The organism is Streptomyces sp. NPDC048696, assembly GCF_043198895.1.
GTDB lineage: Bacteria > Actinomycetota > Actinomycetes > Streptomycetales > Streptomycetaceae > Streptomyces.
Genome location: NZ_JBICVJ010000009.1, coordinates 171,778 through 183,750, shown reverse-complemented (window position 1 = coordinate 183,750; position 11,973 = coordinate 171,778). Strand labels below are relative to the sequence as shown.

Annotated in this window: 7 protein-coding genes; 4 read left to right on the top strand and 3 right to left on the bottom strand. The window is 69.0% G+C overall.

The annotated features are described in order from the left end of the window. Positions 1-4: 4 nt before the first annotated feature. The 3 genes from glpK to ACGFRG_RS20790 form a co-directional block, all read right to left on the bottom strand. Positions 5-1,552 carry a glycerol kinase GlpK gene (gene glpK / locus ACGFRG_RS20800; protein WP_361421110.1) on the bottom strand — a complete coding sequence of 516 codons (1,548 nt, stop codon included), beginning with the start codon at positions 1,550-1,552 and terminating at the stop codon, positions 5-7. Positions 1,553-1,600: 48 nt separating this feature from the next. Continuing rightward, positions 1,601-2,392 carry an MIP/aquaporin family protein gene (locus ACGFRG_RS20795; protein ID WP_393265829.1) on the bottom strand — a complete coding sequence of 264 codons (792 nt, stop codon included), beginning with the start codon at positions 2,390-2,392 and terminating at the stop codon, positions 1,601-1,603. A 313-nt stretch (positions 2,393-2,705) separates the two neighbouring features. Then, positions 2,706-3,470 (bottom strand): IclR family transcriptional regulator, encoded by a 765-nt coding sequence (locus ACGFRG_RS20790; RefSeq protein ID WP_361421104.1) that lies wholly within the window; start codon positions 3,468-3,470, stop codon positions 2,706-2,708. 256 nt (positions 3,471-3,726) lie between these two features. Here ACGFRG_RS20790 and metH point away from each other — a divergent pair, with 256 nt between their 5' ends. From metH to ACGFRG_RS20770, 4 genes are all read left to right on the top strand, one after another. Next, the gene (gene metH, locus ACGFRG_RS20785) at positions 3,727-7,257 is read left to right on the top strand and encodes a methionine synthase (RefSeq protein WP_393265825.1); all 3,531 of its coding nucleotides are present in this window, start codon (positions 3,727-3,729) and stop codon (positions 7,255-7,257) included. A 196-nt stretch (positions 7,258-7,453) separates the two neighbouring features. Beyond that, the gene (locus tag ACGFRG_RS20780; protein ID WP_361421098.1) at positions 7,454-8,155 is read left to right on the top strand and encodes an HAD family phosphatase; all 702 of its coding nucleotides are present in this window, start codon (positions 7,454-7,456) and stop codon (positions 8,153-8,155) included. Positions 8,156-8,656: 501 nt separating this feature from the next. Then, positions 8,657-10,258 (top strand): ABC transporter substrate-binding protein, encoded by a 1,602-nt coding sequence (locus ACGFRG_RS20775; RefSeq protein ID WP_361421095.1) that lies wholly within the window; start codon positions 8,657-8,659, stop codon positions 10,256-10,258. 113 nt (positions 10,259-10,371) lie between these two features. After that, positions 10,372-11,958 carry an ABC transporter substrate-binding protein gene (locus ACGFRG_RS20770; protein ID WP_393265822.1) on the top strand — a complete coding sequence of 529 codons (1,587 nt, stop codon included), beginning with the start codon at positions 10,372-10,374 and terminating at the stop codon, positions 11,956-11,958. Positions 11,959-11,973: the final 15 nt, after the last annotated feature.

Below are 11,973 nucleotides of genomic sequence, written 5' to 3'. Positions count from 1 at the left end.
TCGATTACTCCTCGTCCTCGATCCAGCCCATGGTCCGCTCGACGGCCTTGAGCCAGTTCTTGTACTCGCTGTCACGCTGGTCGGCGTCCATGCGAGGGGTCCATTCGGCCGCCCGGCGCCAGTTGGCGCGCAGCGCGTCCGTGTCCGGCCAGAAGCCGACGGCCAGACCGGCGGCGTAGGCGGCGCCGAGGCAGGTGGTCTCGGCGACCATCGGACGCACGACCGGCGCGTCCAGGAAGTCCGAGAGGGTCTGCATCAGCAGGTTGTTGGAGGTCATGCCGCCGTCGACCTTGAGCGCGGTCAGCTCGACACCGGAGTCCTTCGTCATGGCGTCGGTGATCTCGCGGGTCTGCCAGGCGGTGGCCTCAAGCACGGCGCGCGCGATGTGCGCCTTGGTGACGTACCGGGTGAGGCCGGCGATCACACCACGGGCGTCGGAGCGCCAGTACGGGGCGAACAGACCGGAGAAGGCCGGCACGAAGTACGCGCCGCCGTTGTCCTCGACCGAGAGCGCCAGCGTCTCGATCTCGGCGGCGGTCTTGATCATGCCCATCTGGTCGCGCATCCACTGCACCAGCGAGCCGGTGACGGCGATGGAGCCCTCAAGGGCGTAGACCGGCTTCTGGTCGCCGATCTGGTAGCCGACGGTGGTCAGCAGGCCGTTGTAGGAGTTGACGGGCTTGTCACCGGTGTTCATCAGCATGAAGGTGCCGGTGCCGTAGGTGGACTTGGCCTCGCCCTCCGAGAAGCAGGTCTGGCCGAACAGGGCCGCCTGCTGGTCGCCGAGCGCGGAGGCGACCGGGATGCCGTCCAGGACGCCGCCCTTGGCGTGGCCGTAGACCTCGGCGGAGGAGCGGATCTCGGGCAGCACGGCCGCCGGGATCTCCATGGAGGCGAGGATCTTCTCGTCCCACGCCATCTCGTGCAGGTTCATCAGGAGCGTGCGCGAGGCGTTGGTGACGTCGGTCACGTGGACACCGCCGTCGACACCGCCCGTCAGGTTCCAGATGACCCAGGAGTCCATGGTGCCGAAGAGGATGTCGCCGCGCTCGGCGCGCTCGCGCAGGCCCTCGACGTTGTCGAGCAGCCAGCGGACCTTGGGGCCGGCGAAGTACGACGCGAGCGGGAGGCCCGTCTCGCGGCGGAAGCGGTCCTGGCCGACGTTGCGGCCGAGCTCCTTGCAGAGCGCGTCGGTGCGGGTGTCCTGCCAGACGAGGGCGTTGTGGACGGGCTCACCGGTGTTCTTGTCCCACAGCAGCGTGGTCTCGCGCTGGTTGGTGATGCCGATCGCCTTGACGTCGGCGGCCGTGATGCCCGCCTTGTCGACGGCGCCCGCCACCACTTCCTGGACGTTGGTCCAGATCTCGGCGGCGTCGTGCTCGACCCAGCCCGGCTTCGGGAAGATCTGCTCGTGCTCCTTCTGGTCGACCGAGACGATCCGGCCGTCCTTGTCGAAGACGATGCATCGAGAAGAGGTGGTGCCCTGGTCGATGGCCGCGATGAAGGGGCCGTGGCCGTGCGAAGCGGCCTGGGTGGAGTGGGTGTCGCTCACGGAAATCTCCTGGAGTCTGAAGGTCTCTACGGCTCTGAGCTGTACGGATCAGGCGAACGCGAGGTTGTACAGGCCACCGGCGAGGGCGGCGCCGGCCAGCGGGCCGACGACCGGCACCCAGGCGTAGCCCCAGTCCGAACCGCCCTTGTTGGGCAGCGGCAGCAGGGAGTGCACGATGCGCGGACCGAGGTCGCGGAACGGGTTGATGGCGTAGCCGGTGGGGCCGCCCAGCGAGAGGCCGATGCCGACGACGACCAGCGAGGTGATCAGGACGCCGATGACGCCGAGGCCCTTGCCGTCGCCGTTGAGGCCCTGGGTCAGGATGGCCAGGACCAGCACGGCCGTGCCGATGATCTCGGTGGTGAGGTTCTGTATCGCGTTGCGGATCTCGGGGCCGGTCGAGAAGATCCCGAGCACCGGGCCCGCCTGGGACGCGCCGTTGTGCGGGCCTTCGATCGCCGTGTCGGCGGTGTCGCCGACGATCTCCGGGTCGGTCAGGTGCGCCTGGAACTGGCCGTAGTAGGTCAGCCAGACCAGGGTGGCGCCGATCATCGCGCCGAGCAGCTGTCCCGCGAGGTAGGTGGGCACGTCGCTCCACTCGGTGCCGCCCTCGATGGCGAGGCCGAGCGTCACCGCCGGGTTGAGGTGCGCACCCGAGAGCGGGGCGGAGATGTAGGCGCCCGTGAGCACCGCGAAGCCCCACCCGAAGGTGATGGCGAGCCAGCCCGCGTTGCGTGCCTTGGAGCTCTTCAGCGTGACGGCGGCGCACACGCCACCGCCGAGCAGGATGAGTACGGCGGTACCGATGGTCTCGCCGATGAAGATGTCGGAGCTGGACACCCGCGACTCCTTTGTCCTTCGTCCAGGGGAAGCCGAACCCCGGAAACTCCGGTGGTCCGCGCCCTCACGTCGAGGGCTTGGCGGCCCTTGGCGTTGTCACACTCTAACTCGTATTGCCGTTAGGTGTTCGACAATGCCGACCGATGAACGGCAGTGTTGCGCTGGCGTTAACTCGACGTCAAGGGTTCTGTGGCGGGTATCCCGATCGTTACCACCCGGTATGTTCCGGCCACGTTGATCGTTATGTTTCAGCCATTCGGCGAAGCGGCTGGTCAGGCGCGCCGGGCGGGTTCCCGCGGGGTGCGCGGGCGCCTCAGAAGCGCCCGGCGCCCAGGTCGCGCGAGACCGAGCGGGCGCAGTCGCGCACCGCCGCCACCAGGTCCGAGCGGACCTCGCCCGCCTTGCAGACCCGCTCCACGGCCCCGGTGACGCCGACCGCGCCCACCGGCATCCGCCGCCGGTCGAAGATGGGGGCCGCGACCGAGGCCACGCCGTCCCAGGTCTCCTCCATGTCGTCGGCCCAGCCGCGCGCGCGGATCAGGTCGAGCAGCTCCTCGAAGTCCCCGGGCGCGGTCACGGTGCGGGGCGTGAACGCGGTGCGCTCGCTCTCCACGGCTTCCGTGTGCGCGACCGGGTCGTACGCGGAGAGGACCTTGCCGAGCGCGGTGGAGTGCAGCGGCTGCATGGCCCCGACCTCAAGCACCTGCCGGCTGTCGTCGGGCCGGAAGACGTGGTGCATGATCAGCACGCCCTGCTGGTGCAGGACGCCCACGTACACGCTCTCGCCGCTGGAGCGCGCCAGGTCGTCGGTCCACACCAGGGCGCGCGCCCGCAGCTCGTGGACGTCCAGATAGCTGTTGCCCAGGCGCAGCAGCTCGGCGCCGAGCTGATAGCGGCCGGACGCCGGGTCCTGCTCGACGAACCCCTCCGCCTGGAGGGTCCGCAGGATGCCGTGCGCGGTGCCCTTCGCCAGGCCGAGCGCGGAGGCCACCTCGGACAGGCCGAGCCGCCGCTCGCCGCCCGCGAGCAGCCGCAGCATGGCGGCCGCCCGTTCGAGCGACTGGATGTTCCGCGCCATCGCGCTTCCTCCCCTTCGGAACGTGGAGTTCGACAATGCTGAACAGTATCGGCCGTTGTCGACCCTCTGTCACCGTGAGCGGCAATAGCAGGGCGGTTCCGGCCAGCCACTGGCCGAGGAGCGCGCGGCGGCGACGCGCAGTCCGGCCCGTGGGACACCTGTGCCCTCCCGGACCCCGCCCGGTTACGCTGGCCCGGTGCGGCCTCCCTTCGGATGCCGCAAAGCCGACAGCCGTCGCACTCCAGGGAGCACATCCATGGCCTCGTTGCCGACCCCTTCCGCTGACAGCCGGACCCGCGCCGACGCGCTCCGCGAAGCGCTCGCCACCCGCGTGGTGGTGGCCGACGGAGCGATGGGCACCATGCTCCAGGCCCAGGACCCCACCCTGGAGGACTTCCAGGACCTTGAGGGCTGCAACGAGATCCTGAACGTCACCCGCCCCGACATCGTGCGGTCGGTGCACCAGGAGTACTTCGCGGTCGGCGTCGACTGCGTCGAGACCAACACCTTCGGCGCGAACTTCTCGGCGCTGGGTGAGTACGACATCCCCGAGCGCGTGTACGAGCTGTCCGAGGCGGGCGCCCGGATCGCCCGCGAGGTCGCCGACGAGTTCACCGCCGCCACCGGGCAGCAGCGCTGGGTGCTGGGCTCGATGGGCCCCGGCACCAAGCTGCCGACCCTCGGCCACGCCCCGTACACCACGCTGCGCGACGCCTACCAGCAGAACGCCGAGGGCATGCTCGCCGGCGGCGCCGACGCGCTCCTGGTGGAGACCACCCAGGACCTGCTCCAGACGAAGTCCGCCATCCTCGGTGCCCAGCGCGCCATGGACGTGGCCGGCTACCGCGTCCCGCTGATCTGCTCGGTCACCGTCGAGACCACCGGCACCATGCTGCTCGGCTCCGAGATCGGCGCGGCGCTGACCGCGCTCGAACCGCTGGGCATCGACATGATCGGCCTCAACTGCGCCACGGGACCGGCCGAGATGAGCGAGCACCTGCGCTACCTCGCCCGCAACTCCCGGGTGCCGCTGTCCTGCATGCCCAACGCCGGTCTGCCCGTGCTCGGCAAGGACGGCGCGCACTACCCGCTGTCCGCGCCGGAACTCGCCGACGCCCAGGAGACCTTCGTCCGCGAGTACGGCCTCTCGCTGGTCGGCGGCTGCTGCGGTACGACGCCGGAGCATCTGCGCCAGGTCGTCGAGCGGGTCCGGGGCGTGGCCCCGACCGCGCGCGACCCGCGCCCCGAGCCGGGCGCCGCCTCCCTCTACCAGACGGTCCCGTTCCGCCAGGACACCTCGTACATGGCGATCGGCGAGCGCACCAACGCCAACGGATCGAAGAAGTTCCGCGAGGCCATGCTGGAGGGCCGCTGGGACGACTGTGTGGAGATGGCCCGCGACCAGATCCGCGAGGGCGCCCACATGCTCGACCTCTGCGTCGACTACGTGGGCCGCGACGGCGTCGCCGACATGGAGGAGCTGGCCGGCCGCTTCGCCACCGCCTCCACCCTGCCGATCGTGCTGGACTCCACCGAGGTGAACGTCCTGCAGGCCGGTCTGGAGAAGCTGGGCGGGCGCGCGGTCATCAACTCCGTCAACTACGAGGACGGCGACGGCCCCGAGTCGCGGTTCGCCAAGGTCACCGCCCTCGCCGTCGAGCACGGCGCGGCGCTGATCGCGCTGACCATCGACGAGGAGGGCCAGGCCCGTACCGTCGAGAACAAGGTCGCCATCGCCGAGCGGCTGATCGCCGACCTCACCGGCAACTGGGGCGTGCACGAGTCGGACATCCTCATCGACTGCCTCACCTTCACCATCTGCACCGGCCAGGAGGAGTCGCGCGGCGACGGCATCGCCACCATCGAGGCGATCCGCGAGCTCAAGCGCCGCCACCCGGACGTCCAGACCACGCTCGGCCTGTCCAACATCTCCTTCGGCCTCAACCCGGCCGCCCGTGTCGTCCTCAACTCGGTGTTCCTGGACGAGTGCGTCAAGGCCGGGCTCGACTCGGCGATCGTGCACGCCTCCAAGATCCTGCCGATCGCGCGCCTGGACGAGGAGCAGGTCAAGGTCGCGCTCGACCTCGTCTACGACAGGCGACGCCCCCAGCAGGGGGACGAACCCGCCTACGACCCGCTCCAGCGGCTCATGGAGCTCTTCGAGGGCGTCAGCACCAAGTCGATGAAGGCGGGCAAGGCCGAGGAACTGCTCGCGCTGCCGCTGGACGAGCGTCTGCAGCGCCGGATCATCGACGGCGAGAAGAACGGCCTGGAGGCCGACCTCGACGAGGCGCTTGAGACCCGCCCCGCGCTGGACATCGTCAACGACACCCTCCTGGAGGGCATGAAGGTCGTCGGCGAGCTCTTCGGCTCCGGCCAGATGCAGCTGCCGTTCGTGCTCCAGTCCGCCGAGGTCATGAAGACGGCCGTGGCGCACCTGGAGCCGCACATGGAGAAGTCCGACGCGGAGGGCAAGGGCACCATCGTGCTCGCCACCGTGCGCGGCGACGTCCACGACATCGGCAAGAACCTCGTCGACATCATCCTCTCCAACAACGGCTACAACGTCGTCAACCTGGGCATCAAGCAGCCCGTCTCCGCGATCCTGGATGCCGCCGAGGAGCACCGGGCCGATGTGATCGGCATGTCCGGTCTCCTGGTGAAGTCGACCGTGATCATGAAGGAGAACCTGGAGGAGCTGAACCAGCGCAAGCTGGCCGCCCAGTACCCGGTGATCCTCGGCGGCGCCGCCCTCACGCGCGCGTACGTCGAGCAGGACCTGCACGAGATCTACGAGGGCGAAGTCCGCTACGCCCGCGACGCGTTCGAGGGCCTGCGCCTGATGGACGCCCTCGTCGCGGTCAAGCGCGGCGTCCCCGGCGCGACCCTGCCCGAGCTCAAGCAGCGCCGCGTCGCCAAGCGCTCGGTGGCCCTGCCCGAGGCCGACGAGCCCGAGGGCGCGGTCCGCTCCGACGTCGCCGTCGACAACCGCATCCCCGAGCCGCCGTTCTGGGGCACCCGGGTGATCAAGGGCATCGGCCTCAAGGAGTACGCCTCCTGGCTCGACGAGGACGCGCTGTTCAAGGGCCAGTGGGGCCTCAAGCAGAACCGCGCGGGCGACGGGCCCGGCTACCAGGAGCTGGTCGAGACCGAGGGCCGCCCGCGGCTGCGCGGCTGGCTGGAGCAGCTGCACACCAGGAACCTGCTGGAGGCGGCCGTCGTGCACGGCTACTTCCCGTGCGTCTCCAAGGGCGACGACCTGATCATCCTCAACGAGGACGGCTCCGAGCGCACCCGCTTCACCTTCCCGCGCCAGCGCCGCGGCCGGCGCCTGTGCCTGGCGGACTTCTTCCGCCCGGAGGAGTCCGGCGAGAGGGACGTGGTCGGGCTCCAGGTGGTCACGGTGGGCTCGAAGATCGGCGAGGCCACGGCCGAGCTGTTCGAGGCCAACTCCTACCGCGACTACCTCGAACTGCACGGCCTGTCCGTGCAGTTGGCCGAAGCCCTCGCCGAGTACTGGCACGCGCGCGTACGGAGTGAGCTCGGCTTCGCGGGCGAGGACCCGGCCGAGGTCGAGGACATGTTCGCGCTGAAGTACCGGGGCGCGCGCTTCTCGCTCGGCTACGGCGCCTGCCCGAACCTGGAGGACCGGGCGAAGATCGCCGAACTCCTCCAGCCGGAGCGCATCGGCGTCCACCTCTCCGAGGAGTTCCAGCTCCACCCCGAGCAGTCCACGGACGCCATCGTCATCCACCACCCGGAGGCGAAGTACTTCAACGCGAGGTGAGCGTTCCGCTCGAAGTGCGCGGTCTTCAGCCGCGGATCGTGCTGGGTCGCTCGCGCGGTTCCCCGCGCCCCTGTCGGGGCGTGACCATCACCACGAGCGTTTCCCGTTGCGCGGACGTACACTGGTCGGTCCAGTGCAGGCCGGTTCCCCCCACCCTGGGAACCGGCCTTCTCGTCCCTCCAGGAGGTGTGCCCGGATGACCACCACGGTTCCCGCGCCCGGTTCGCGTACGACCGAGAGCTCCGCTCTTGAGGCCGTCTTCCTCGACATGGACGGCACCCTGGTGGACACCGAGGGCTTCTGGTGGGACGCGGAGGTGGAGGTCTTCGCGGCCCTCGGCCATCCGCTCCAGCAGAGCTGGCGCGACATCGTGGTGGGCGGGCCGATGAGCCGCAGCGCCGGGTTCCTCATCGAGGCGACCGGCGCGGACATCACGGTCCCCGAGCTCAGCGTGCTGCTCAACGACCGGTTCGAGGCCCGCATCAGCCGCGGGGTGCCGCTGATGCCGGGCGCCGCCCGGCTCCTCGGTGAGCTCGCCGAGCACTCCGTGCCGACCGCGCTCGTCTCGGCCTCGCACCGGCGGATCATCGACCGGATCGTCCACTCGCTGGGCCCCGGCAACTTCGCGCTCACCGTCGCCGGTGACGAGGTCGTGCGCACCAAGCCGCACCCCGAGCCGTATCTGTTCGCCGCCGCGGGCCTCGGCGCCGACCCGACGAGATGCGCGGTCGTCGAGGACACCGCGACCGGTGTGGCGGCCGCCGAGGCGGCCGGCTGCCGGGTGGTGGCGGTGCCTTCCGTGGCGGCCATCGAGCCCGCCTCGGGCCGGGTCGTCGTCGAATCCCTGGAACAGGTCGATCTCGCTTTTCTGCGCACACTGATCACCAGGATGAACTGATCCGGACACACAGCGTGCCCCTTGAATCGAACCGAAACTCATCGCATCCGCCCGTGCCTTTTCCGTGACCTGTCACATGCATGGCGGCGATGGAATTCACGAAGGGTACGCGCCTGTCAAGCAGGTGACGTTCATCACCTGATCCGTCGTCAGTGACCCCCCGCAAGGGTGCTTCCGGGCCTGCCGGAGGCGCCCTTGTGTCCCATTTGGTGATCTCCTGTACGAAAGATTCCCCGGCTTCGATATCAGCAGCCGCTTTTTTTGGCCACTGCGTGGCGAGTGAATGGAGCAGGCCCAGTACGGCATTTCCCGGCCCGCCCATTAATCTCGTCGCGAGAACTTCGCCGCACCCTCAACTGCCCCGGCACCCATCAGCCGCCGGGCGCGCAGGTCCGATCGTACGTACCGGCCCGATCGCCCCCGCCCCGACCGGGCGGCCGCGGCGGAGTCTTCCGTACACCGCTGTACCCCAGTGCCGGACACATAGGGAGAACGTCCAGGATGAACCGCAAGACTTTGGTGCTGCCGGCCGTAGTGGGCCTGCTCGCCCCCGTACTCGCCGCTTGTGGCGGGGCAGGCAGTGGGGGTGACGGCGGCAAGACCATCGTCGTGGGCACCACGGACCAATTCGTGATCACCAAGGACGCGCCCGCTCCCTTCGACCCCGCCTACGCGTACGACACCGGCGCCTGGAACGTGCTGCGCCAGACCGTGCAGATGCTGGTCCACGTGCCGCGCGGCGGCGGCGAGCCGGTCCCGGACGCCGCCCAGAGCTGCGCGTTCACCGACAAGGAGAACGAGAGCTACCGCTGCAAGCTGCGCGACGGCCTCAAGTTCGCCGACGGCTCCAAGGTGACCGCCGCCGACGTCCACTACTCCATCCAGCGCGTCCTGAACATCAAGGACGGCAACGGCCCCGTCGCGCTCCTGGAAAACATCGACACGATGGAGACCAAGGGCGAAGACGAGATCGTCTTCCATCTGAAGACCCCGGACGCCACCTTCCCGTACAAGCTGGCCACGCCCGCCGCGGCCATCGTCCAGAAGGACAAGTACGCGGCGAAGAAGCTCCGCGACGGCTTCGAGGTGGACGGCTCCGGCCCGTACACCCTCAAGGCCGAGTACAAGGGCGACCAGGTCGTCAAGGCCGTCTTCACCAAGAACCCCAACTACAAGGGGGACTTGAAGGTCAGCAACAGCAAGGTCGAGCTGCGCTCGTTCCCGGACGCTGACGCGATGGGCGCCGAGCTCGAAGCCGGCAAGATCGACATGATGACCCGCTCCATGTCGCCGGAGCAGATCCAGAAGTACTCGGTCACCCCGCCCAAGAACGTCAACCTGGTCGAGATGCCGGGCCTGGAAATCCGCTACCTGGGCTTCAACACCAACGACCCCTCGGTGAAGAACAAGGCCGTCCGCCAGGCGATGGCCGCCGTCGTCGACCGCGGCGCGCTGGCCTCCAAGGTGTACGGGGCGACCGCCGAGCCGCTGTACTCGCTGATCCCGACCTCGATCGCCGGGCACACCAACTCGTTCTTCAACAAGTACGGCGAGCCCAGCAAGCAGAAGGCCGCGGGCATCCTGAAGAACGCCGGCGTCTCCACCCCGGTCAAGCTGACGCTCAACTACACGAGCGACCACTACGGCCCGGGTACCGCCAAGGAGTTCTCGATCCTGCGGGACCAGCTGAACGCCACCGGCCTGTTCGCGACCACCCTCAAGGCGACCGACTGGCCCAAGTACCGCCCGGCCCAGAAGGCCGGCGACTACGCCGTCTACGGCCTCGGCTGGTTCCCCGACTTCCCGGACCCGGACAACTACGTCGCGCCCTTCCTCGGCCGCGACAACTTCCTCAACTCGCCGTACGCCAACGTCGACGTGCGCAACAACCTGATCCCCGAATCCCGCGTCGCGGCCGACCGCAACCAGGCCGCCAAGCCGTTCGAGAAGATCCAGGACATCGTCGCCAACGACGTCCCGGTGCTGCCGCTGTGGCAGGGCAAGCAGTACGTCGCCGCCCGCAGCGACATCACCGGCACCGAGTGGGCGGTCAACTCCTCGTCCGACCTCCAGCTCTGGGAGCTCGGCCGCGGCGTGAAGTAACCGCAGGACCCGGCCGCGACATTCACGTGCCGGCAAGCGATATCAGTGGGCCCGGGGGCCCGGGGGACCGCCCCCGGGCCCCTGGCCGGACCATGACTGTGAGGCACTTGCACGTGAAGATACGCAACCGATGGCTGACGGCCCCCCTGGCGGCGGGGCTGGCGGCCGGTCTCCTCAGCGGCTGCGGCTCGGACGACGGGTCCTCGTCCGGGAGCGGCCAGTCGGTGGTCATGGGAATGTCGGACGACATCCTGGCCACCGACCCGGCCTCCGGCTACGACCCGGGCTCCTGGCTGCTGTTCAACAACGTCTTCCAGTCGCTGCTCAGCTTCCCGAAGGGAAGCTCCACGCCGCAGCCCGAGGCAGCCGACCGGTGCTCGTTCGACAAGGGCGGCTCCCAGGTCTTCCGCTGCACCCTGCGCGACGGCCTGAAGTTCTCCAACGGCCACGCGCTGACCTCCGAGGACGTCAAGTTCTCGTTCGAGCGGGTGCTGCGCATCAACGACGCCAACGGTCCCGCGCCGCTGCTCTCCACCCTCGGCAAGATCGACACCCCGGACCCGCAGACCGTGGTCTTCCACCTCAAGGTCCCGGACGCCACCTTCCCCAGCAAGATCGCCTCCGGTGCCGGCTCGATCGTCGACCACGCCACCTACCCGGCGGACAGGCTGCGCACCGACGGCAAGGCGATCGGCTCGGGCGTCTACAAGCTCGACGCCTTCGGCGACAACCAGGCCGCGTTCTCGGTCAACTCCGGCTACAAGGGCACCGCCAAGGTCAAGAACTCCGGCATGACGCTGAAGCTCTTCCACGGCAAGCAGAAGGAGCTCGCGGCCGCCCTCAAGAAGGGCGACATCGACCTCGCCTACCGCGGTCTCACCGCCAAGGACATCGCCGATCTGCAGGCGTCCAGCGTGACCGACAAGAAGGGCGTCAAGGTCGTCGAGGGCACCAGCGCCGAGGTCCAGCACCTGGTCTTCAACATGAACGACCCGGTCGCCTCGAAGCCCGCCGTGCGCAAGGCGATGGCCTACCTCGTCGACCGCGAGGCCCTGGTGCGGGACGTCTACAAGGAGACGGCGACGCCGCTCTACTCGATCATCCCGTCCGGCATCACCGGCCACAGCACGTCCCTGTTCGACATGTACGGCGGCAGCCCCCAGCCCGCCAAGGCCAAGCAGGTCCTGCACAAGGCGGGCATCACCGGCAAGGTGAAGCTCACCCTGTGGTCGACGCCCATTCGCTACGGGCCGGGCACCGACGACGAGATGAAGGCCATCGCCAAGCAGCTCAACGACAGCGGCCTGTTCGAGGCAGACGTGAAGTCCGTCGAGTTCAAGCAGTACGAGAGGGACGTCGAGGCGGGCAAGTACGGCGTGTACGTGAAGGGCTGGATCCCCGACTACCCGGATCCGGACAACTTCACCTCGCCGTTCTTCGGCAAGGACAACGTCCTGTCCAACCACTACACGAACAAGACGATCACCGACGAGATCATCCCGTCGACGTCCGCCACCGAGGACCGCGCGGCCACCGTGGCCGACTTCAACCGCCTCCAGGACACGGTCGCCGCGGACCTGCCGATCCTGCCGCTGTGGCAGGGCAAGCAGTACGCGGTCGCCCACGAGGGCGTGGTGGGCCTGGAGTGGACGCTCGACCCGTCGACGGTGTTCCGGTTCTGGGAGATCAGCAAGGGATAGGCGAAAGGGCGCCGG

What these genes read in the sequence shown, in the direction of transcription:
- ACGFRG_RS20780 (WP_361421098.1), top strand. Translation starts at nt 7,454, where the DNA reads ATGACCACCACGGTTCCCGCGCCCGGTTCGCGTACGACCGAGAGCTCC.
- ACGFRG_RS20775 (WP_361421095.1), top strand. Translation starts at nt 8,657, where the DNA reads ATGAACCGCAAGACTTTGGTGCTGCCGGCCGTAGTGGGCCTGCTCGCC.
- metH (WP_393265825.1), top strand. Translation starts at nt 3,727, where the DNA reads ATGGCCTCGTTGCCGACCCCTTCCGCTGACAGCCGGACCCGCGCCGAC.
- ACGFRG_RS20790 (WP_361421104.1), bottom strand. Translation starts at nt 3,470, where the DNA reads ATGGCGCGGAACATCCAGTCGCTCGAACGGGCGGCCGCCATGCTGCGG.